Origin of the sequence: Streptomyces sp. NBC_01241, assembly GCF_041435435.1 — a bacterium.
GTDB lineage: Bacteria > Actinomycetota > Actinomycetes > Streptomycetales > Streptomycetaceae > Streptomyces.
In genome coordinates, this window is the sequence record NZ_CP108494.1 from 8,828,832 (window position 1) to 8,850,951 (window position 22,120).

Consider the following 22,120-nt stretch of genomic DNA (forward strand, 5'->3'; position numbering starts at 1 on the left):
GGCGACCTAGTGGAGGAGAACACATGAATATCGGCCGGCAGGAGTTCGCCGACCCTGAAGAGAAGTACGACATCGCACTCGTCGGAGCCCATCTGGCGTCGAACCTGCTGGCGGCCGTCCTGGCCCGGCACGGACTGCGAGTCCTGCTGGTGGACGCCGAGGTAGACGCCGTGACCCCGGCCGGGGAAACCACCGTCCCGTACACCGCCGAGGTCTTCTTCACCCTGGCCAGGCGGTTCGACGTCCCAGAGATCGCGTCGTTCGGGCTCACCTGCGACCTGCCCGACTCGGTGAGGCGCACCAGTGGTGTCAAACGCAGCCTGAGCTTCCTGCACCACCAGCCCGGGCAGCTGCAGAACCCCGCTCACACGGTTCAGTTCAACGTGCCCGGTGAGCACTCCGAGTGGCACATGTTCCGCCCGGACGTGGACGCGTACGCACACGAGGTGGCGCGCAAATACGGCGCCCGCGTGCCGCGGCACCGCAGCAGGATGACCGACATCGCGCCGCTTCCCGGCAACACGGGTGTGAGCGTCACGACCGCGGACGGAGTCCGCTATCAGGCCCGCTATCTGGTGGACGCGATCGGTATGGAGTCGCCGATCATCGCCAGGCTCGGTGGACCGGATCCGGTGGCGGACATGCGTGCCCGTTCCCGTGTGATGACCGCGCACTTCAGCGGGCTGCGACAGTTCGAGGACGCGGTGCCGCTGGAGAACTACCCCAAGGCGTCGCCCTGGTCGGCGGGCACGATCAGCCACTTGTTCAACGGCGGCTGGATCCAGGTCGCCCACTTCGATAACCACCCCGAGGCCGGCACTCAGCGGGCCTCGGTCGCCGTGAGTGTCGACCCCGATGTCTTCGGCGACCTCCCGAAGGACCCCGAGGCCGGGTTCCGGTCACTGATCGATCGGTTCCCGCAGCTTCGGGAGACATTCTCCGGCGCGGTCGCCACGACACCGTGGAGCACCGACGACGTGTGGCAGCGCACCGTCTCCCCGACGGTGGGCGGTCGGCACTTCCTGTTCGAGCGCTCGGCCAGCCGCAACGACATGTTCCTCTCCCGGGACGTCACGATGGCGGCCGAGTTGGTCTATGCCCTTGCACCCGTACTGCTCCAGGCGGCCCGGACGGACGACTGGTCCCCGCAGCGGTTCGCTCCGGTGGCCGCCTTCCAGGCGGAACTGATCGCCTTCAACGACCGGATCATCGCTGCCGCCCAGATTGCCGCGCGAGACTTCCGACTGTGGAACGCGTTCAGCCGGGTGTGGCTGCTGTGGTCGATGCTGGCGGCCCTGTCGCTGAAGAGCACCCGCAACCACGCTCTCAGCAACGGCGACTGGCGACCGACGCATCGGCTGAGCGAGGGTGCATTCTGGTTCGCACTGCCCCGCGGCCTGCCAGAGCTGCTGGAGCAGACCTTCGCGTGGACCGAGGAAATCCGCGCGGGCCGACTCGCCACGAGCGCCGCCGCCAGCCGGATTTGGCAGGCTCTGGAAGATGCGCCGTTCACGCCGCCTCTTTACGGCTTCGCCGACCCCGACGACCGTTACTACCACTTCACCCTCACCAAGCGGCTCAAGGCGCTGGCCTGGACGAAGACGGTCGCCCCGGCGGAGTTCCGGACGATGCTGACGAAGGAGAACCTGACCAACGTTCCGCCGTCGGCTATGCACTGACGCCCGGGCGCATCATCCCCCAGCAGCATGTCCCAGAGGGTTGAAACCTCTGGGACATGTTGCGCCCGGCTCTGCCGATGGTGATCCGCAGGCGAATACAGGCCAGGCTCGGCGGAGACGGTGAACCAGCTGTTCGAGGCGATCCGCCGCGATCTCACCGGGTGGGCGACAGGCTGCCGAGGTTCCTGGCCGTCTCGGCACGGCGTGGCCCGCCAGACGGTCATGGAGACGATCTCGACGGTGCTGCCCCTGACACTTGACCTCCCGGCTGGCGAAGAGGAACGGGGCGAGGCCCGTCAGTTGTCATCAGTAAGGCGCGGGTGAACATGCATCGCAAGATGTTCAAGATGGCGGAGTTCACCGGCCTGTTCCCGCTCGCGGTGCTGTCCGACTGCGTCGTCTACCCGAGCCCCGGCCCCTCCCCGCTTAACTTCCTGCCCTACAGCGCCTCCGGCAAGCCGATCCCGGGCGCCTTCCGCCTCGGTCCCACGCCGGGCCTGGCCAAGGTCGAAGGCGTCCATCAAGGGCGACGGCCACGACGCCAAGTTCGACGAAGGCGAGTAGAGCCGTGGACGCCGGCAGCGCCGGCCAGGAGACGTTCACGAAGGAACCGTCCAAGACCCTCAAGGGCCAGATAGGCTACCTGATAAAGCAACTCAAGAGCACGCGGGCCGTCGCCCAGGAACTCGGGGTCAGCCAGCGGTCGGTGGAGCGCTACCTCAAAGGCGACCGCAAGCACCCGCCCAAGGCCATCGCCGACAAGATCAACGCCGCCGTACGCTCGCGTCGGCAGTCCCAGGTCCGCAAGCGCCGCCGAAAGCAGGCCGCCGAGACCGGCGGGATCACCGTGGAAACGGCTCCTCCCACCGCGGGCAGAAGGCCGCCGACCGGCTGACCAGCGCTTTCCCAAACGCGGTCATGGTGCACACCCCGATCGGCCGCATGTCCTACGAATCAGCTCGCGATCTTCCCTCATTCCTCGAACTGGACCGGCAGCTGAAGTTGCTGCGTCTGCTCGGGAAGGCCGGCCGGGAACAAGCAGCGTCGATCGAGACGCAGATGCGTGAGTTGGCGGACACCGTCGATGCCTTCTACCAGCTGCTCGGCGACAAGCACTGGATCTTCCACGACCGGCTTTCCCTCACGGCGGTGCGTGCCGTCCTGGAGACCGCGGGCGGCGACGTGGACCGGCCGAGCAGCTGCTGATCGAGCACTACCACGACCCCGAATGCCTGACGCTCATGCTTCTTCCCCTGCGGAAACTGCCTGATGATCTGCGATTTTTTGGCGGTGGTGGTTCGGCATTGTGATGTCAGTGCGGTAGCTGCGGTGTTTGTGCTGTTCAGATGGTCGCGGTGAGTAGTTCGGGTGGTGACACAGTTGCCGATTTCGTGCTGACGTTTTTGGTGATGATGCGGGTCGGTTTGTTGCCGGTCGGTACAGCATGGGTGTGTTGTTGCTGGTCAGGGCTGTGCTGGCAGGGGGTGGGTGCTGAGAGTTGGGGACGGGTGTCCTGTCTCTGTGAGGTGTAGGCAGTCCCGCTTTTCTGTAGGCGTGTACGGCTCTGTCTCGGTCATGTGTAGGCACAGCGACGACCTCCACGTCGTCACACAGGCCATCGCCGAATTCCACCGCTGCTTCCCGGTGCAGGCGCCCCTCCGAGGCACCAGCCGCACATGGCTCAGCACGACCACCGAGGCCACAGCAAGACAGATCGAGGCCCTCCTGAACCCTCCGAGAGACACAACCCGCGTCCACGGCCAGATGAGACATCGAGGCCCATCGACAGATCGGCGTCCTCGACTGATCACTCAGCCCCCGAGCGAGTGGGAGACCATATGACCGAGCCGAACAGGACCCCTGGTTGACCTTCACCTTGGGGGAGGCCACGATGTCTGCCCCGGTGACCGCGTGGATGGTCAGCGCTGTGGCGTGCAGGGGGTGTGCCACCGTGGTCAGCCGTGCGGCGAGAACGTCTGCTGGTGTGTGGTCACGCCCTCGCGCGGACGGTGCGCCGCTCGTTGTGGAGGCGAGCTCGGGTGCGCTTTGGCACCGGGCGCGTGCGGGACGGTCTATGACCATGCCGGCGGGCGGCGTCTGAGGGCTGATCCACTGCCCGTCGTCCTGGCGAGGGGTTGGTTCGATGTGCCGCTGCTGTCCGATGTTTCGCGTGCCGGTCAGTGAGGGGTCTGTCCGGTCAAGAGCGATACGGGCCTGGGGGAGGGTCTCGATGATGTGGTGCGGGGTTTCTTCGAGGAGCGTTCTCAGGGCCAGGCCGGCCGGTCGGTGCCAGAGGAGGGTGAGGCGGATACCGCACCGTTCCCGCAGGGTCAGCAGTTGTCTGAATCGGGTGGTGGTGAGGCGGTCGGTGCGGCAGACGATGAGGTGCCCGGTGCGGTGGGTGAGTATCCAGGTGGCGACGGCGTCCCAGGCGGGGCGCTGGGAGTCGGCCCATGTCCCGTACGTTTCTCCGTCTTGGGGGAGTCGTTTGCCCAGGGCGTAGAGGAGGTCGTGGGCGAGGGCGGCGGGTGCTCCGTTGGCGGGGCTGGGGTCGACGGTCAGACGACCCAGGACGGGTTCGTGTGCGGTATGCGCGGCGGCCGTCCATGCGGGGTGGTCGTCCTTGTCGTGGATGACGGTGACCGGTGGTGGGCCGCCGATGGTCACTACATGCCGCCGATTTTGCTGTAGACCCAGCGCACGAGGTCTTCGTCGACCTCTATGAGGTTCAGTTTCTTCATGCCGGCGAGGATGTGGGTGGTGATGTTGGCCCAGTTGCGGAAGCTGCCGTGGGCGGCCTGCTTGTCGATCGCGTCGATCAACACGGTGTCCACGTTCGCCCAGACGGGGTGGAAGGCGGGGATCGTCTCCCTCACTTCGTCCTTGGACATCCGGGTGAACTCCTGCCAGATGAAGATCCGGGAGGCCAGCATCGGCTCACGGCGCAGGACCTTGTAGCAGCCGTCGCCCCCGGCGAAGATCACCGCGATGTTGGTGCGTTTGTCGTCCCACAGATGGCGCCAGAACTCGAACCCGGTCTTCTTCATCCACTGCGCCTCGTCACAGACCAGGACCCGGAACTCCTCGGCGAGCGCCTCCTTGAGGAGGGTGTCGAACTCGATCGGGCGGGCCGGCGGCTCACCCGGCAGCCCCAGCGCCTGGAAGAGACCGTGGCGGATGTCCCGGGGAGTCGGTCCGGCCCGCAGCTCCAGGCGATGGGTGATGTCCGGGGCGAGATGCCGCAGTGCTGAGTTCACCGACATCGTCTTGCCGGATCCGGCCGGCCCGTAGACGCACATCATGGCTTTCGCCTCGATGACGGCCTCGATGTTGTCCCGCGTGGTCAGCAGCGTGTCGGTGCCGACCAACTGCCCCTGCTCCAGGCCCAGGAAGTGGTCTTCGCTCTCGTCGGGCAGCAGCCCGTAGTCCAGATCAGCGATCATCAGCCTTGGTCCTCATCAGGAGTAGGTGTGCGCGGGGGCTTCGGGCGGGCCCAGGTATCGGGCGCGGGGCCGTGCGGAACGAGACCGGGGCGGGCCAGCGCGCGGCGGTCCGTCTGCGCTGCTGCGCCCAGTTCCTCTTCGGCCTGCGCGGAGGTCGGGGAGGTGAGAGGCCTGGGCGGGGCGGCGGTGGTGGAGGCTTCGAAGCGCTGGCGGCGCAGTTTCTCCGCGGCCTTCAGATCGGCCTTGAGCCGCCGGGCGGCCGCGGTCCGTGCTGCCTGGACGGAGCGGATCTGCTCCCGGCTCGCCGCAGCGGCCAGGAACGCCGATCCGAGGTGGCGGCCGGTCGTGGCGTCGAAGACTTCGATGGTGTCGTCGTGATGGGGCAGGTGCCGTACCGAGACCTTGGTGCCGGTACGGCCGTTCATCCAGGGGCGAGGTAGTCCCGGCGGCGCCACCGCACCCCGCTGGTGCTGATCGTGTACGTACGGCCGTCGTCCTCCAGGGCGAACGTCGCCAGCTGCCCTGGGGACACATCCGTGAGCGGTGTCGCGTCGGCCTGCCACGCCTCGACTGGCGTCTTGCCGTTCAACGCGGACGGGTGGTGGCGGGTGTTCCACCAGGTCACCCAGTCCAGCAGCAGCCCCACGAACGCCTCATACGTCAGAGGCGGGGCGTCGGGGTCGGCGAGCCGGCCACCGGTGAGTTTCTGACGGCCGGTGTAGCGGGGGAGGGAGACGAGGAACATCTCCTCCACCGCGTCGTTCAACGCCTCGATCGAGCCCTTCAAGTGCGGGGTATAGGCAGGCAGATCGGTCACGGGAACGGCGAGCGCACCCATCGCCGCGGTGACCGTCGCACACAGGAACTCCTTGCCGCGATCGACCCGGATCTGACCCGGCAGCCCGCCCACCGGACCGAACGGCTCGCTGCGGGTGATCGCGATCCGCAGGGACGCCAGCACCGCGTCCCGGCTCGGAGCGTGCGCGGTGACCGCGGCCCCGGTGATCGCCTTGGTGACGCAGTCGATGAACCAGGTCACCCACGGTGTGGCCAGCTCGCCTTCTACATCGACTTCGACAGGCACGTGCTTGTGGTCGCCCTCCCACACCGCATTGCGGTGCGTCGGCGGGCGCTGCCCGAACACGTCGTGAGCACGGCGGGCGGCTTCCCCGCTCTTCAGCCCGGCCCGCTCGCCGCGGGTCAGGTCCCGGCGGATCGCCCGGTGCAACGTGGAGAGCGAGGGCACCGCGGGAGCGTTCGGATCGTCGGCCGCCCGCTGTACCAGCTCGGCGTGGACTCGGGAGGCGTTACCGCCCCACAGCGCCAGCAGCCGCCGGACTTCCGTGGTGACCGTGAAATGGGGCGCCTCCACCCGTGCGAGGCGGTGATCCTCGCGGGCAGCGGCCAGCCACCGCCACACTGTCCGCTCCGACTTCCCCAACGCCTTTGCCACCAGGCGCACATGCGCGGCGCTCAGCTCACCGCGGCTGTCGAGGTCCAGCAGTCGGGGCATTGCCGCCGCCCGGCCCGACGCTGGCGGGAACACGGCCACCGGACCGCTTTCGCGATCACCATCACGCCTTCCCTGCATCATGGCCCTTCCCACGAGAACCGGACGGCATGAACTGCCCTCCAGGCCCCAGGTATCGCAGCCCTTCGGCACCCTACTGACGTGAATCGGCATAAGACTGACAGCAGCCATGGTCATCCGGTACAGATGTGCCTCCACGTGGCGCCCAGCATGGTTGATCTGGTGCTCTGCACGGACGCCGACGCCCGCGTCTTGTGGCCGGGGTGCGTATCCGGTGTCACTGACCCAGGTACGGGGCGTGCTGCTCGGACGGTTCGGCCGGGTGCAGGCACGTCTATGGGCACGTGGTCATGTGTGGGTACGTGCGGGGGAGCGGCGGGTGCGGTGGCGTCGGGTGGTGAGGCTGTTGATGTCTGTGGTGGCCGCGGTCAGGGCGTCCAGCCTCTCACCCCGTCCAACTGACCGCCGTCCGAGGGATGAAAAGTCATACCGGACAAGGAGATGAGCTGTCCGCACACAAGGAGATCAACTCTCCGCTCACCCGGACGTCCCACTCTCCGTGGACAGCGACTTCGACGCCTACTGGCGCTACCACCAGCAACGCGATCACCTACGGTTCACACCATCCGCTACCGCGACATACTCGCCCTCGCCGCATGACCAACAGCCCGGGAACAAGGACTGCCCGCGGCGTTAGGGTTTCCGGGACAGGCCATACGGCACGCTGCACCCCTGGGGACGAAACAGTATGGGACACGGAGCGCGGAAGCAGCTGGCGGAGCTGCTCGGCGACGCACAGCGGCGCGGGGACTTCAGCACCCGTATCGAGATGTCGGCCCGCGCGCTGAGCATCGAGGTCGACGGGGTGGGGGAACTGCCGCTGCCGCTGCGTGCCCCGGTCACCAAGAAACTGATCGCGCAGGCCCGGCAGGCATCCTTCGGCCGCGGCGAGCAGACCCTGTCCGACACCAGCGTCCGCGACACCTGGGAGATCACCCCGGACCGCATCACGCTCGGCGGCACCGACTGGGACCGCACCCTGGACGGCGTCCTCGACGGTGTCCGCACCGCGCTCGGTCTGCCGCCCACCGTCGTCCTACGTGCCGAGCCGCACGCACTGCTCGTCTACGGCAAGGGCCAGTTCTTCCTGCCGCACCAGGACTCCGAGAAGGACGACTCCATGGTGGGCACCCTGGTCGTCTCGCTGCCCTCGCACCACACCGGCGGCGAACTCGTCGTCTCGCACGCCGGCCGCAGCGTCGTCCATCAGGCGTCCCGGGAGAAGCTGACCTTCGCCGCCTTCTACGCGGACTGCCTGCACGAGGTCAAGCCCGTCAAGTCCGGCTACCGCGTCACCCTCACCATGAACCTCCTCGCCGAACGCATCCGCCCGGCTGGCGAGGACGACGGGGACTCGGTCGCCGATCTGGCCCACTGCCTGACCGAACACTTCACCGAGCCGGCCGAAGAGCGCTACGCCTACGGCCGCCAGAAGGCCGCGCCCCCGAACCGCCTCGTGTACCTCCTCGACCATGAGTACACCCAGCGCGGCCTGGACTGGGACCGCCTCAAGGGAGCCGACGCCACCCGCACCGCCCTGCTCCGCCAGGCCGCCGCAGAGACGGACTGCGAAGCGGTCCTCGCGTTGGCCGAGGTGAAGGAGACCTGGGACGCGCATGCGCCGTACGACCGCTACGACTACTACGGCGAGGTCGAGCACTACGGCGACTGCGAGGACGAGGAGTGCGAGGGTGAATGTCTCCTGGACCCCGACGGGGAACCCGGTGCCGAGCGCAGCCGCAGCGGCGACTTCTCCAGCTACGAACTGAACGAGCTGATCGACGACGAGATCACGCTAAGCTGGTGGACCCGCCCGGACGGCACCGGCGGCGAGCAGATCAACCTGCCCGTCGCGTACGCCGAGGTGTGCGCCACCACCGAGAACAAGGACCTGACGCCCTACCAGTCCGAGTACGAGGGCTACATGGGCAACTACGGCAACACCCTCGACCGCTGGTACCGGCGGGCCGCCGTGGTCCTGTGGCCCCGGCAGCGCTCGTTCACGGCCCGCGCCGAGGCCGGCTCCGAGGGCGCACTGCGGGAACTTCAGGGCCACCTGGATGCCGGGGACCTCGACCGGGCGCGCACGCTCGCCCAGTCGCTCGCCCCGTTCTGGAAGCACCACGGTTCGGGCGAGGCGGCCGCGGCGCTCTTCGCCGCCGCCCTGCCCGTCGCGGTGGGACTGCGGGAAGCGGACACTGCCACGATGCTCCTCGCGCCTTTTGGAGTGGAGGCCTTGGGTTAGCGGCACGCCCCGGGTCTCGCGGCAGCGGCCGCGCGGTACGGACGGACGTGGGCCCGCGGGGCCGTCAGCAGCTGGTTCGGCACGGTTGGCGCGTACACCGGGGCCGGCCGCGCGGCGTGGCTCGAATCGCTGCCCGGCCTGTGCACCGCGCTGCGGGCCGTCGACGGCGATGGGGACGCGATGGCCTCGCCGCTGGCCGAGGGTGCCTGGCAAGCAGTCGAGCAGCAGCTCACCAGCTGGCTCGGCGTAGGCCGCGAGACGGAGCGCCGCACAGGCATGGAGGGGCTCGGCGCATCACTGGCCCGCGTCCTGCAGGCGGCAGGGCCCGAGACCGCCGACACCATCGCCGCCACGCTGCGCGGCCTGCCGGACACCGCCCTGGAATGCCTGCTCCCCGCCCTGCGCACCGCGGCCCGCCAGCCGACGACCATACGCGACGGCGCACCCGCCGCCCGCGCCTTCCAGACCCTCGCCGACCACTGCGAGGACCGGCTCGCCGCGGCCCTCACCCGCCCCGTACGCGCGGCCGACGACTGGTCCCTCACCCCGGCCGGGACATGCCGGACTGGCTGCGGACTCTGCCCCGACTTGGACGCCTTCCTCACCTCCCGTACCCGCCACGTCATGGAGTGGCCGCTCGCGAAGGACGGACGCCGCCACCTCCACAGCCGCATCGACCAGGCCGGCCTGCCCGTCTCCCACACCACCCGGCGCCAGGGACGCCCCTACGTTCTGGTCCTGACCAAGACGGACGCCGTCTTCACCCGTGAACAGGCGACCCGTACCCGCGCCGAGACCGACCTGGCGTGGCTGCGGGACAAATGGCCCCGGGCGTGCGGCTGAGAGGTGACACATCCGTACCTCTCCCCGACAGCGATGACGAGAAGAGCGAAGGGCGCGGGCAATGCCGTTGCTTGAATGGCTAAACCAGTTTGGGTACGAGGGTGATGGCCTTCGGCTGGACGCGGCGGGTCGGTTTGAGCCTCCCTGGCCCTGCCCTGCCCCGCTGCCCGTCCGGCGCCGCTTACGGCCAGCGCATTTCGATCTCGGACAGTTGCTGCACCCGCTCCGGCGGCAGCGTGGCGGCCCTGCTGCGCTGGTTGCTGATCCACGATCCCAGCTTGAGGTCTCGTTCCTCCTGGTTCTCGCGGCCGTCGCCGGTGACGATCCGTTCGACGTGTCCCCTGGGCACCCGAAGGTGCCCCTCTCGTTCGTAGTACTGGCGGGCGCGACGGTTCTGAAACTCATCGACGAGCACCAGGACCGCTTCGGGGCCGAGCCCGTACTCCGGGAACTGCACATCCCCGCCTCCACCTACTACCGGTGGCGCCGCACCGGGCACGAGCCGTGCGAACGGCACCGCCGGGACGCGGAACTCACCGAGCGGATCCGGGAGATCCACACCGACTCCGGGGGCATCTACGGCTCCCCGCGCGTGCACGCCGTACTCAAACGCGAGGGCACCGCGACCGGCCGCAAACGGATCGAGCGCCTGATGCGCGAGGCCGGCCTCCACGGAATCAGCCCCCGCCCACGCGGCAAAGGCTTCACCCGTCGCGACCCGGCCGCCACTCTCGCCCCCGACCTCGTGGACAGGAACTTCACCGCACCCGCACCGAACCGGCTGTGGGTCACCGACCTCACCATGATCACCACCGATGAGGGGCCCCTGTGGCTCTCCGCGATCCGGGACGCCTTCTCCCGCCGCGTGGTGGCCTGGGAGACCTCCGCCCGAGCGGACGCCGACCTGGTCCTCTCCTCGCTGGAGTACGCCCTCGCCAGCCGGGAAGTCGAGCCCGGCAAGCTCATTCATCACGCCGACCACGGCTGTTAATACACATCCATCAAGCTCACAACACGCCTGCTGCGGGCGGGAATCGAGGCATCAATGGGCTCGGTGGGCGACAGCTACGACAACGACCTCGCCGAGAATCTGTGGATGCTCATCAAGACCGAGTGCGTCCGCGGCCGCGTCTTCGAAACGAGGGCCGAGGCGAACCTCGCACTCTTCGAGTACATCGACGGCTTCTACAACAGCCGGCGCATCCAGAAACGCCTCGGCTACCTCAGCCCCATCGAGTTCGAAGAGAAGCATTACGCCAACCAGGCGACGACCGAACAAGCGAACGTCAAACCCCGCCAACCCGCCCTGAACAGCTAATCAGCACCTCCCGCACAGCGGGGGAACCTCAGACCGGGAGCCCTTCTGCCTGGCGCTGTTCGAGGTCCTGGGCGCGCCGGGCGGCGGCGCGGGCGTTCTTCAGCCAGATGCCGACTTTGTACCCCTGGTGGGCGGCGTCGAGCGGGGCCAGGAGGTGGCCGTGTTCGGCCGCCCATCCACGGGCGGCGGACAGGCCCTCCTCCCACGCGACGTCGAAGTGGGACCAGATCATGCCGAGCTTCTCCAGCTGCGCGATGCGGTCCTCGTCCATGTCCCCGCGGGCGTAGAAACGCCGGCAGTCGGCGGTCCACTGCCCCAGCGGGAAGTTCGCGAGCGAGGCCGGCCAGCCGACCCCCTCGGCTTCCTCGCCCTTCGATACGCGGTAGGTGAACGGGACGCGCAGGTCGCCGTGTTCGCGGGCGTAGATGACGGCGGCCTCCACGCCGCGTCGCCAGTGCTCGTGTTCGGGGTTGAGGACCCGCAGGTTGATGAACGCCGTGAGGGCGGCCGGGTCGCGGGGCGTGGAGAACTTCAGCAGCGCCTTGGCGGGGGCACTGACGCCACCGGAGCCCTCGCCGATCCCACCCGTGCTTTTTCCGCTCTCGTCCCTTTCCACGGGCTTGTAGCGGCTCGGGGCCTGCTGCTCCGCGAGGGTCTCCACGATCCTCGCGTCGTGTGCCCGCAGCGCCTCCAGGAGCTTGGCGAGCCCGCCGAACGCGCGGGATGTGAGCATGTTGTCCGGCGTCTCGCCGGGTCCGAGCAGCACCGGAACCACGAGCGAGGCCATCTTGCCCTCGCCCGGCTGCATCCGCAGCGCCCGGCCCACTGCCTGGACGAGGTCCGGCATGACGGTGAGGCAGCGTGAGTTCATGACCTGGGGTGCCTCAGTTTGAGCGAGACGGGGATGGGTTGGCTGTCTCGCTCAATCCGAGGTGTCGCGCTTTCGGGAGGACAGGCTGAGCTGAAGGCTGAAGGATCTTTCGTTCAGTCTGGATGGGCGGCGATCAACCCCACTGTCAACGGGCGGTGTTCTCTGCGTGAGTGTCCGAGGCCATCTGCATAGGGGCAGCGGCGACCAGCAGTGCGGCGAACACGATGGGAGCGGCTGTCTGGTACCCCATCCAGACTTCACCCCCGGCGCTGCTGCCCCGCCATGCCATCAGGAGGCCAGCCAGGGCCGCCAACACCCAGCCGCTGTCGTAGGCAATCATGAGCTGCGTGTAAGTGCGCATCGACCGGCTGCGCGTGTATTTGATCTCGATGCCGCCGCCGATCAGCAGGGCCACGCCTGAGACAGCCATCAGCCAAGCTGGCGTGCCGAGTAACCGGCCGAACGGGGCAGCGCCGGCGATGCAGACAGTGCCGAGCAGCACCTTGAAGGCGCCATCGGCGATGGCCCCCACCGTCTGGCGGGTCACCCGCGATGCCATGACCTGGGCCATGAGCGTCCTCCTTGAAGCTCGTCCCGATTGGTTTCGTAACGAGATTACGGCAATAATCAAACTATGAGAATGACGAGAGCGGAGGCCAAGGAACGCAACCGCCGGGCCTTGCTGGACGCTGCGTTCCAGGTCGTTTCCCGGGACGGGTACCGGGCCAAGCTTGAGGAGATCGCCGAACGCGCCGACCTGACCACCGGCGCCATCTACTCACTGTTCGGGAGCAAGAACGGCCTGGTGGTCGCCCTGGTCGCCGACTACCTGCGGCCGTACTACGAAGAGATCGAGCAGGCCGTTCCCGCTGGACTTGATCTGCTGGAAGCGGTCGACGCCTTCGCCCGGTACTATCGGCGCAGTTGTGACGCTCCGGACGCGTTGTCTCGCCTGTCGCTCCAGATCACCTTGCTGGACATGGCCCTGCATGACCCAGACCTGGGGTCCCAGCTCGCCACGTCCATCCGGTCGCAGGAGAACCATCTGATTGCGCAGTTCACCGGAAGGCCGCACAACGGAAGCACCGTGACGTCGCAACAGGCACAACGCCTGACCACCGCGCTCAGGGCACTGTTCGTCGGCCTCAGCCAGGGCGTCCCCCTCGGTCTCGCCCCTGGTGCCGACGAGCAATACTTCGCCGACACTGCCCGCGCTCTGGCATCCGAGATGTCCCTCATCGATCACGACGCGGACGCTTCGGGGTCTGTACAGCGAACGGTGGGACTCGGTTGATTGTTTCTACCGGCGTCCGGCAGTGAGCCGGCCGTCGAAGGTGATGTCGAAGGCTTGGAGTGCGGCTTTCCAGCGCATGGTCCAGCGCTTGCTTCCGGTGCCCTTGGGGTCCAGGCTCATCACCGCGAGGTAGACGCACTTGAGCGCGGCCTGTTCAGTGGGGAAGTGCCCGCGGGCCCTCACGGCCTTGCGGATACGGGCGTTGACGGACTCGATTGCGTTGGTGGTGCACACGATTTTCCGGATCTCAATATCGGACTGGAGGAAGGGGACGAACTCCGCCCAGGCGCTTTCCCACAGCCGCACGATCGCCGGGTATTTCCTTCCCCAGGCCTCATTGAACTCCATGAAGCGTTCCAGGGCGGCGTCCTCGGTCGGCGCGGTGTAGATGGGCTTGAGCGCCTTCGCGATCTTCTCCCAGTCCTGCCTGGCCGCGTAACGGAAGCTGTTCCGCAGGAGGTGAACCACGCACGTTTGCACGATCGTCGCAGGCCAGACCGTGTTGACCGCGTCCGGAAGACCGGTCAGGCCGTCGCAGACCAGCATCAGCACATCACGGGCGCCCCGGTTCTTGATCTCGGTAAGGACCTGCAGCCAGTACTTGGCGCCCTCGCCGCCGTCGCCGACCCACAGGCCCAGGATGTCCCGATGCCCCTCCGCCGTCACGGCCAAGGCCATGTAGACGGGCCGGTTGGCGACCTGCCCATCCCTGACCTTCACGTTCACGCAGTCGATGAAGACGACCGGATACACGCCTTGAATTCGATCGGTGGTTGCGAACATCCAAGGGGAGATGGTTCGCATGCCTCGTGGAGGAGCCAATCGCATGCCGTCGTCGGCCAGACGGCGGTACTTCGAGCTGCGGCGCAAGGGCCTGAAGGGGGCAGCGGCCGCCCGCCAAGTGGGCGTATCGGTGAGCTGCGGGTCCAACTGGTTCATCGATGCTGGAAGCATGATCATTCCTGACCCTCCCATCTCGCCACGCTTCCTGACCCAGGACGACCGGATCGCCATCGCCGACGGTCTGCGCGCCGGGCGGAGCCCGGTCGTCATCGCCGCCGAGATCGGCAAGAGCGTTTCGACGGTCTACCGGGAGATTGGACGCGGCCGGAAGGAGAACGGGGAGTACGAACCCTGGTGGGCACACAACCAGGCGCTCCTGCGTCGCCAACGCCCCAAAGAAGAGAAACTCCGCGACCACGGACCCCTGCGCGCGGCAGTGCGCGAGAAGCTCGACGAGAAGTGGTCCCCGCAGCAGATTGCTCGACACCTCGCACGCGAGCACCCGAACAACCCTCGCATGCGGGCCTGTCCGGAGACGATCTACCGTGGCCTGTTCGCTGGCCTTCTGGGCAAGCGTGAGGGCCGACTGCGCACCGGACGCACCCGCCGCAAGCGGCAACGCCGTGGCGTCGTCTCACCCAACAAGATCAAGAACATGACGCTCGTCCATGACCGACCCGCCACGGTCAACGATCGTGAAACGCCCGGCGATTGGGAGGGAGACCTCATCATCGGACGCGCTCAGCGGTCCGCTATAGGCACCCTCGTCGACCGCACGACCCGCTTCGTTCGCCTGATCCACCTGCCGCACGGCTGGAAGGCCCAGCCGATGCGCGACGCCCTGGTCTCGCAGACCGCCGATCTGCCACGAGCGTTGCGGCGGACCCTGACCTGGGACCAGGGGCGCGAGCTCGTGCTCCATGAAGAGATAGAGGCCCTCTCCGGCTTCCGGATCTATTTCTGCGATCCTCATTCTCCCTGGCAGCGCGGCACCAACGAGAACATCAACGGGCTGCTGCGGCAGTACTTCCCCAAGGGCACCGACCTTACGGTCCACTCCCTGCGCAACCTGACGGCCGTGGCCCGTCAGCTCAACGAGCGCCCCCGAATGGTCCTGGGAGACCGTACTCCGTCCGAGGTCATGCAAGACTGGGGCATAGCATCACAGTTTCCGTGATTCGCAATCACCGCTAGAAACCGCCCGCTGTCCAGGGGACGGTTCTGCCATTCGGCCATGCCGGCCATCACGCTGTCGGTGATCGTGGAGACAGTGGTCTTGGAGACCTCCGTGCCGTAGACCTCGGCCAGGTGGGCGGAGATCTCGCCGTGGGTAAGGCCCTTCGCGGACAGGGACAGGACCATCTCGTCCACGCCGCCCAGGCGCCGCTGGCGCTTCTTGACCAGCTGCGGTTCGAACGTGCCCGCCCGGTCCCGCGGCACCGCGATCTCCACCGGGCCGACCTCGGTGGTCACGGTCTTGGACCGGTGGCCGTTGCGGTAATTCTCCCGGCCGCCCTCGACCCGTTCACCGGGCTCGTGTCCGAGGTGGTCGGTCAGCTCACCCTCCAGCGCGGACTCCAGCACCTTGCGCGTCAGCTCCGCCAGAAGGCCGCCCTCGCCGGTCAGCTTCACTCCGCCGGCCTGGGCCCGGGCCACCAGTTCGGCAACCAGACTGTCATCCACAGCATCCAGCGCACCCACGGCGGCCTCCCCGGCCTTGATGTCACTCATCACGTCAGTCATCAACTGTCGCTTCCAGCTCGGGAGTTACACCGGTTACCGTACAGACCCCCATGAGGCGACGCGCGACGCTCAGGGCGAGTGCGGGGTCGGGTGTCCGAAAGACGGGATAGGCGATGTCGTTGGACATGCGGCGAGCATGCCACGTTCCGTCACCGCAGGTCATCGCATTTTCGGCGCGGTCGTACGCACGAGTCCGCTCGTGAGGTGAACGCTCGGAAGGCGAAGACAGGGCCACCTCTGCTCAGCCGGCCAACTCAGCTACTCACTGGCCAATTGAAGCGCTCAGTCACAAGCAGGTGTTGGCCTGCGAGCCGGCGCGAGGTCAGTAGTCGAGGTCGAGGTAGTCGATGTCGTTGAGGGTGACGTCGGAGAGCCCCATAGCGCGGGCTCCGCCGTCCTGGAAGTAGATCTCTTTGAGTCCTTCGGCGATGATCTGGCGCATCTGCTGGTCGCCGGCGCCAGTGTTGCGGGCGTCGAAGAGGCGCTGCGCGTACGCCGGGGGGAGGTGCACGGTGAGGCGGCGGAAGCGCCCGTCGTCGGTCGTGCCGATGGATGCGGTGTACCCGAAGCGGGCCCTGGTCTCCACGGTGATCCCGGTGGTGGTGGCGGCTTGTTGCTGTCGGCGTTTGCGGACCTGGGGCTGCCAGCGCTGCCGTGCGGCGTCGTTGATCTTGGCGGCGACGTCGGGGCGGGCGTGTTTGCGGGCGCCGCGCCGGTAGCGGTTGACGGAGTCGGCGGTGACCCCGATTTCCTGCGCAACGGCCTTGGCGCTGCCCAACTGCCGGATCAGGTAGCCGATCTGGCCCTTGAGGGTCTTGGGCGGCTGGCGGGTGAAGCTCTCCCGGTCGGCCCGCTCGATCGCCTCGTCGATCTCTCCGGCCACGGCCTACTCTCCTTCGTCGAGGACGGCGTCGCCGCCCTTGATGTGGCGGGCGGGGTTGTAGCCCTGTTCCATGAGGTCGACGGCCCAGAGCATGGACTGGACGCCCTCGAGCTTGGCCAGGCCCGGGGTGGGTCCGAGTCGGAAGCCGCCGGGCTGCGGCTTGCCGGACGCGGCGTAGGGCAGGAAGTCCAGCGGCGAGTCGCCCGGGCTGGGGTAGACGACGCAGTCGGAGAGTACGGCGAGTGGGTACAGGCCCGTCATGGTGGCCATGTTGCGCAGTTTGCGGTGCATGTTGATGCGGGCCTTGGAGATGACGGCGGCGCGGATGTCGGGACGCCAGGTCGGCCGCTGGAGGGCCGGCCACCGCTCGCCCTCCTGGTACTTCTTGCCCTGCGGGCGTTCGCGCAGCTTGCCGATACCGCCCTTGACGGTCGCCTTGATGGCCGCGAGGACGGCCGCCATCGCCGGGTCCACGTCCTTGTGCTGCTCCATCGCAGCGAGGAACTCAGCGTCGTCCAGATCTTTGGTGACGCCGAGGTCGGCGAGGGTGTCGACGTAGGCGGTCTTCAACCGGTCGTGCCACGGATCGAGGTAGGCGCCGGTCTCGCGGCGCAGGTACCCCTCCAGCGGAGCGACGTTGTAGCCGAGTTCCTGGGCGTAGGCGACGGTGTGCGTCTGGTACCAGGCCGGCCCGGCCGGGCGGCTGCCGTCCGGCGTGAACGGCGAGGGCAGACGCGGGTCCACCTCGACGTGGGACAGATCGACCAGCCAGCTCCCGGGGATCTTCGGGTTGAACGTCGGGGCACGGAAGTGGTCCGGCGCGGACAGGCCGACGACCAGGCGGGCCGCTGCGGCGAGAAAGGCGGTGTTCAGGTCGAGGCCGACCGCGTAGGGCAGCGTGCACTCCTCATCCGTCAGCAGGCTGACGTCGCGCACCCACTGGTACGCCTCCTCGTTGAGGAACCCGCCGCTCCAGCCGCTGTCGACGACGACGGGGTGTTCGGCGGTGGCCTCCGGCGGCGCCGGGTCCATCGGCTCCGCCCCCAGCGAGCCGGGATTGTGGCCGGGCACCCAGTTCCCCGTCGCCGGGTCCTGCACCGCGCGGGTGGGCGGGCGCAGCGCCGTCATCAGCTCCAGCCCGGACACGGCAGTCGACCCGCGCGGCGTGATGACCCGCTGGGCATAGATGCCCAGGACGCGGGCGATGTCGGCCGGCTCCATCTGCGCAACGCCGGGCCAGGACCGCTCATCGAGGGCGTCCCACGACAGGATCGCCAGCTGCACGCACTGCCGCTCGCGCCCCTGGACCTTGCGGTAGATCCTTGCCCACGGCCCGAACCCGCGCTGGGTGAGCCGCCATTTCGCCTCCACCACCTGCTTGACCACCGGGTGATCCTCTGCAAGGCGCAGGGAGCGGCGCTGCTCATGGCCCTCCAAGCGCTCGGGCAGTCCGAGCTTCACGGCGGCCGCGGCGGTGAGCACGATCAGCGGGTCGCTGTCCTTGCCGTTGCGGTGCAGACGCGCCGCACCGAGCCCGGACTCGCGCAGCGTCCACTCCACCAGCTCCACCACGCTTGTCGCCGGGCAGTCGAGCACGATGCCATCGACACCGTACGCGGAGCCGCCACCGCCCAGCACCGCGAGCGGGCCATGCGGGAACCGCGGATCGGCTACCGGCCTTGCAGCCTTTTGAGGGGCCGGACGCCGCGATGTCACGCCGGCCCGGGTGGCGAGACGCGCCGGCTCCGCACCTGGAACGTCGACAGACTGCGGGGCGTCTGCCGACTCCACCTCGGACGCGGTCGGTGCGGCCAACGCTGCCGGCACCGTCGCGGCAGCCGGGACGGCACCGGGGGCCGGATACTTCGCCGCCCACCCGTTCAGCAGCCGCTGGTAGGCATCAAGGCGCGGCGACTTCGGCTCGCTTCGGCCGTTCTCCCAGTTCTTCACAGACTGGGTCGTCGTCTTCAACGCGGTAGCGAGGCGGGCCTGGGTGATACCGGCGGCCTCACGCAGCCGGGCCCGCTCCGCCGGAGGCGGCAGGTGCGGCTCCTCGTTCAACAGAGCGTCGACGGACGCGAACAGCTCTTCCTCAGATGCCATGTGTCTCTACCTCCAGTCTGGACAGTAGCAGAATTTACCCTTGCGTTTAACTCAAACATTTAACCCGTCCACAAGTCTGCCAATCTGACGTCAGAGGAGCGCGTCAGAAGCGAACACCCGTACGTAAAGGGTGAGTTGACGGATTTTTCTGTCCTGTTTCTGCGATGTGCAGGCAGTCCCGCTCTTCTATAGGCATGTGAGGCTCTGTCCCGGTCATGTGCAGGCAGGTTCTGGAGAGTTACGGTCTTGTGCAGGTGCGGCGGTCACGGCGCTGGATTCCTACGACTGGACGGGCCGTACGGTCGAGTACCACCGTGCGTAGGTCCGGGAGCACCTCGGCTTCCGCGAGTGCAGCGTCGCGGACGCGGAGAAGCTGACGGCGTATCCGGCCGAGCACGTTGCGCACAAGGAACGCAGGCCCGAGCAGGTCCGGGTGGAGCTGCCGGCACATTGCCGCATGGAGAGCATGGAACCGCCCACGCCGGGCCGGTGCGACCGGATCGTGGCGGCTGCCCTGCGGGCGCCCGAGGAGTCGCTGACTGCGCAGATCTCCTCACGGGGCTGACGGCGGAGGACCATCGAGCGGCTGGCCGGCTCCGGCGGCCGCCGGCAACCGACCAGGACGACGACGCCGGACCCGACCATGTGGCGGTACGGAGGGCGAGGACGCCTCCGGCGCCGGGGCGACCTCAAGGAAGCGGTCTACGTCAACACCCTCATGCTCCAAGACATCCTCGGTGAACCGGAGTGCGGCAGAGCTCCTCGCCCGCCGGACCGGCGCTTTCGACCGACCCCGCTCTTCTGGTCCCATGTCCGCCCGTAGGAGAGGCCAATTTCGACATGGACGCCCGTCTCAACCTCGCTGCGGCCACCATGCCCGGCCCTCGGGCCCCGCTGGATGACCAGCCGACCCCACCCCGGGACCGGGAGAAGGCGGAGCTTCCGCCGATGCAGGCAAAGCGGTAGCGGGGCCGTTCTGAACCCTGCCACCTGTGCCGGGCGGCGCTGGGACGGTGAGTTCCAACGCGAGCGGGGACCTGGTGGTTGTGCAGAGGCGTCCTGTGCTAACAGTTGAAGTTCATCCATGCTGCTGAGGGCGCGCGTTCGTCGGCTGCGGGGAGGGGGCGAGTGGGTGTGTCGCGACGTAGGAAGATCACGGTCATGGTGGCGGCGGTCGTGTTGACCGTGTCGACGCCGTTCTTCTGGCTGCTGGACAGCCCAGATACCGGCCAGTTGGTTGCCGCCTCGGTCCAGGGCGCCACCGGTATTGCCGCCCTGGTTTGGGCGCTGATGCAGTCCCCAGCCACCCCACAGCCCCGGGTTGCGGTGGTCGATACCGGGAAGGCCAAGGCCACCGGTGGAGGCCGGGCGTCCACCGGCGTGCGACGCCCGCAAGATGCCGGGAGCGGGGCGATTCGGGCGGAGCGTCGCCGCCCGCGCCCGCGGCGCCCGGCTCGGCCGCCCGCCGGCCATGACCGAGGAACAGGTGCGCCACGCCCGCGACCTGCTCACTCACCCAGAGAACTCCGTCTCCTCGATCGCCAAGTTCCTCGGCGTCTCCCGCGACACGATCTGCAAGTACGTGCCCGAGCTGAAGGGCGGACGACTCGCGCTCGCCGAGCCGACAGGGGCAGCCGCACTGCCCCGCCCAGCGCAGTCGGCAAAGTAACCACGGCATCGCCCCAGGTCAGCGATATCCGTTGTTCTTGCGGCGGCTGACCCGGCCCCCTCAGGTGGGCGGAAATCCGCTTGGTGAACCCTCTCGCCCGTGCTGAAATGCGCGGATGGATACTTCTGAGGTACTCGCCCTCTTCGACCGTCAGATGCGGCGGGATACCCTCGCCGACGCGCCCGGCGCCCGGGTCGAGCGGGTCGGCAAGGTGGTGCGGCAGGTCGGCGTCGAGGGCGGCTGGAGCGCGGTCGTCTGGTCCGGCCTGGACCAGGCCACGGCGCGGCCGGCGATCGCCGAGCAGGTGCAGTACTTCACCGAGCTGGGCCGTGAGTTCGAGTGGAAGCTCTACTCGCACGACCAGCCGGAGGATCTCGGCGAGCTGCTGCTGGCGGCCGGGTTCGAGGCTGAGCCCGACGAGGCCCTGATGATCGCCCGGATCGCCGACCTGCCCGATGGCAGCGGACTGCCCGAGGGTGTCCGGCTGCACCCGGTGACTACCCCAGCCGACGTGGAGCTCATGCTGTCCGCGCACGAGGGGGCGTTCGAGACGACTGCGGACTGGTTGCGGCCGAGCCTGCTCGACATGCTGGCCGAGAGCCCGGGGGCGGTCAGCATGGTCGTCGCGATGGCCGGCGACATGCCGGTCTGCGGGGCGCGGATGGAACTACACCCGGGCACCGAGTTCGCCAGCCTCTGGGGCGGCGGCACCGTACCCGCCTGGCGCGGCCGGGGGATCTACCGGGCGCTGGTTGCGCACCGCGCCGAGATCGCCGCCGAGCACGGCTACCACTACCTGCAGGTGGACGCCTCCGACCAGAGCCGCCCGATCCTGCAGCGGCTCGGCTTCGCCGCTCTGAGCACCACGACCCCGTACGTGTACAAGCCGTAGCCGGTACCCCCTGCTCAACGCTTCTCGCTCGCGGGCTGGAGCACTTCGGCCGGGCAGGGGTGAGGAACCTCCCGGGCCTGGAGGACTCTGGTGCGCAATTCTCTGCGGCTGCTTGACCGGTAGGTGATGATCGTTCCTGCGGTCGTTACGTGTCGTCCGGCCGTGGAGGGTGGGTTGTGATGTCGTTGCGGCCGATGGGGCTGCCGCCGGTGCCGGAGCAGACGGTGCGGGTCGCGCGGGCGGCGTTCCCGCAGGGGAGTTTGGCGATCCGGGTGCGGGACCGGCTCGGGGAGGTCTTCACCGATGAGCCGTTCGCCGAGGCGTTCGGGGTGCGTGGGGCGCCGGGTCTGTCGCCGGGGATGCTGTCGCTGGTCACGGTGTTGCAGTTCGCGGAGAATTTGACTGATCGGCAGGCCGCGGCGATGGCGATACGGGCCATCGACTGGAAGTACGCCCTCGGCCTGGAGCTGACGGACACCGGCTTCGACCACAGTGTGCTGCCCCGGTTCCGGGCCCGCCTGGTCGGCAACGGCATGGAGCGTGTCGTCTTCGACCGGCTCCTTGAGTACTGCGTGGACGCCGGGCTGGTGGCCGCGGGAGGAAAGCAGCGCACCGATTCCACCCATGTGGTCAGCGCGGTACGGGACTTGAACCGGTTGGAGCTGGCCGGGGAGAGCGTGCGGGCTGCGCTGGAGGCGCTGTCGGTCGCGGCACCGGACTGGCTGGCCCGGGCCGTGGACGTGCCGGAGTTCGCCCACCGCTA

Annotated in this window: 17 protein-coding genes and 5 pseudogenes; 13 read left to right on the forward strand and 9 right to left on the reverse strand. The window is 68.3% G+C overall.

Features of this window, described 5'->3' with window-relative positions; translation table 11 throughout:
* Positions 1-23 precede the first annotated feature (23 nt).
* The 4 genes and pseudogenes from OG306_RS40025 (at position 24) to OG306_RS40040 (ending at position 2,885) form a co-directional block, all read left to right on the forward strand.
* A complete protein-coding gene (locus tag OG306_RS40025; RefSeq protein ID WP_266908886.1) occupies positions 24-1,679 on the forward strand; it encodes an NAD(P)/FAD-dependent oxidoreductase in 1,656 nt (551 codons plus the stop codon).
* Between the two features lie 299 nt (positions 1,680-1,978).
* A pseudogene (locus tag OG306_RS40030) lies at positions 1,979-2,317 on the forward strand (hypothetical protein); the annotation flags it as partial.
* Positions 2,248-2,535 (forward strand): annotated as a pseudogene (gene tpg / locus OG306_RS40035) (telomere-protecting terminal protein Tpg); the annotation flags it as partial. The pseudogenes OG306_RS40030 and tpg (OG306_RS40035), both read left to right, overlap by 70 nt.
* Positions 2,536-2,621: 86 nt before the next feature.
* Positions 2,622-2,885 carry a hypothetical protein gene (locus tag OG306_RS40040; RefSeq protein WP_371665017.1) on the forward strand — a complete coding sequence of 88 codons (264 nt, stop codon included), beginning with the start codon at positions 2,622-2,624 and terminating at the stop codon, positions 2,883-2,885.
* A gap of 1,460 nt (positions 2,886-4,345) precedes the next feature.
* On the opposite strand, the gene OG306_RS40045 is transcribed toward OG306_RS40040, so the two are convergent.
* Both OG306_RS40045 and OG306_RS40050 read right to left on the reverse strand, forming a co-directional pair.
* Positions 4,346-5,122 (reverse strand): AAA family ATPase, encoded by a 777-nt coding sequence (locus tag OG306_RS40045; protein ID WP_266908880.1) that lies wholly within the window; start codon positions 5,120-5,122, stop codon positions 4,346-4,348.
* Positions 5,122-6,635: pseudogene (locus OG306_RS40050) on the reverse strand (Mu transposase C-terminal domain-containing protein). Before OG306_RS40050 ends, OG306_RS40045 begins: the two are co-directional and overlap by 1 nt.
* Before the next feature lie 766 nt (positions 6,636-7,401).
* Here OG306_RS40050 and OG306_RS40055 point away from each other — a divergent pair.
* Entirely contained in the window at positions 7,402-8,958 is a 1,557-nt protein-coding gene (locus OG306_RS40055) for a 2OG-Fe(II) oxygenase (protein ID WP_371665016.1), read from the forward strand.
* A gap of 180 nt (positions 8,959-9,138) precedes the next feature.
* Positions 9,139-9,801: a hypothetical protein gene (locus OG306_RS40060; protein ID WP_371665015.1), complete on the forward strand. Its 663-nt coding sequence runs from the start codon at positions 9,139-9,141 to the stop codon at positions 9,799-9,801.
* A gap of 181 nt (positions 9,802-9,982) precedes the next feature.
* On the opposite strand, the gene OG306_RS40065 is transcribed toward OG306_RS40060, so the two are convergent.
* Positions 9,983-10,150: a helicase associated domain-containing protein gene (locus OG306_RS40065; protein WP_266908874.1), complete on the reverse strand. Its 168-nt coding sequence runs from the start codon at positions 10,148-10,150 to the stop codon at positions 9,983-9,985.
* A gap of 6 nt (positions 10,151-10,156) precedes the next feature.
* Between OG306_RS40065 and OG306_RS40070 the strand changes: the two genes are divergently transcribed.
* Positions 10,157-10,792: an IS3 family transposase gene (locus OG306_RS40070; RefSeq protein WP_371665014.1), complete on the forward strand. Its 636-nt coding sequence runs from the start codon at positions 10,157-10,159 to the stop codon at positions 10,790-10,792.
* A 42-nt stretch (positions 10,793-10,834) separates the two neighbouring features.
* Entirely contained in the window at positions 10,835-11,119 is a 285-nt protein-coding gene (locus tag OG306_RS40075; protein WP_371666311.1) for an IS3 family transposase, read from the forward strand.
* 28 nt (positions 11,120-11,147) lie between these two features.
* Here OG306_RS40075 and OG306_RS40080 read toward each other — a convergent pair whose 3' ends face one another.
* Both OG306_RS40080 and OG306_RS40085 read right to left on the reverse strand, forming a co-directional pair.
* Positions 11,148-11,990, reverse strand: coding sequence for a helicase associated domain-containing protein (locus tag OG306_RS40080; protein ID WP_405680158.1), 843 nt, complete (start codon positions 11,988-11,990; stop codon positions 11,148-11,150).
* A 145-nt stretch (positions 11,991-12,135) separates the two neighbouring features.
* On the reverse strand, positions 12,136-12,561 hold the full coding sequence (locus OG306_RS40085) for a hypothetical protein (RefSeq protein ID WP_266908870.1): 426 nt from the start codon (positions 12,559-12,561) through the stop codon (positions 12,136-12,138).
* A 69-nt stretch (positions 12,562-12,630) separates the two neighbouring features.
* Between OG306_RS40085 and OG306_RS40090 the strand changes: the two genes are divergently transcribed.
* Positions 12,631-13,284 (forward strand): TetR/AcrR family transcriptional regulator, encoded by a 654-nt coding sequence (locus OG306_RS40090; RefSeq protein WP_266908927.1) that lies wholly within the window; start codon positions 12,631-12,633, stop codon positions 13,282-13,284.
* A gap of 6 nt (positions 13,285-13,290) precedes the next feature.
* Here the strand turns inward: OG306_RS40090 and OG306_RS40095 are convergent.
* Positions 13,291-14,037, reverse strand: a pseudogene (locus OG306_RS40095) (IS256 family transposase); the annotation flags it as partial.
* Positions 14,038-14,086: 49 nt separating this feature from the next.
* Here OG306_RS40095 and OG306_RS40100 point away from each other — a divergent pair.
* Positions 14,087-15,244 carry an IS30 family transposase gene (locus OG306_RS40100; protein ID WP_432762221.1) on the forward strand — a complete coding sequence of 386 codons (1,158 nt, stop codon included), beginning with the start codon at positions 14,087-14,089 and terminating at the stop codon, positions 15,242-15,244.
* Here OG306_RS40100 and OG306_RS40105 read toward each other — a convergent pair.
* The 3 genes from OG306_RS40105 to tap all read right to left on the reverse strand — a co-directional run bounded on the left by OG306_RS40105 (position 15,154) and on the right by tap (position 18,796).
* Entirely contained in the window at positions 15,154-15,810 is a 657-nt protein-coding gene (locus tag OG306_RS40105) for a transposase (RefSeq protein WP_353963819.1), read from the reverse strand. The two genes, OG306_RS40100 and OG306_RS40105, sit on opposite strands and share 91 nt — an antisense overlap.
* A gap of 322 nt (positions 15,811-16,132) precedes the next feature.
* Positions 16,133-16,693 carry a telomere-protecting terminal protein Tpg gene (gene tpg / locus OG306_RS40110; RefSeq protein WP_327258282.1) on the reverse strand — a complete coding sequence of 187 codons (561 nt, stop codon included), beginning with the start codon at positions 16,691-16,693 and terminating at the stop codon, positions 16,133-16,135.
* Positions 16,694-16,696: 3 nt separating this feature from the next.
* A complete protein-coding gene (gene tap / locus OG306_RS40115; RefSeq protein WP_371666194.1) occupies positions 16,697-18,796 on the reverse strand; it encodes a telomere-associated protein Tap in 2,100 nt (699 codons plus the stop codon).
* Positions 18,797-20,192: 1,396 nt separating this feature from the next.
* Here tap and OG306_RS40120 point away from each other — a divergent pair.
* From OG306_RS40120 to OG306_RS40130, 3 genes and pseudogenes are all read left to right on the forward strand, one after another.
* Complete coding sequence (locus tag OG306_RS40120) at positions 20,193-20,465, forward strand: helix-turn-helix domain-containing protein (protein WP_266752904.1); 273 nt, start codon at positions 20,193-20,195, stop codon at positions 20,463-20,465.
* A gap of 115 nt (positions 20,466-20,580) precedes the next feature.
* Positions 20,581-21,357, forward strand: a complete 777-nt coding sequence (locus OG306_RS40125; protein ID WP_266752907.1) for a GNAT family N-acetyltransferase — start codon at positions 20,581-20,583, stop codon at positions 21,355-21,357.
* Between the two features lie 359 nt (positions 21,358-21,716).
* Positions 21,717-21,851 (forward strand): annotated as a pseudogene (locus OG306_RS40130) (transposase); the annotation flags it as partial.
* Positions 21,852-22,120: the final 269 nt, after the last annotated feature.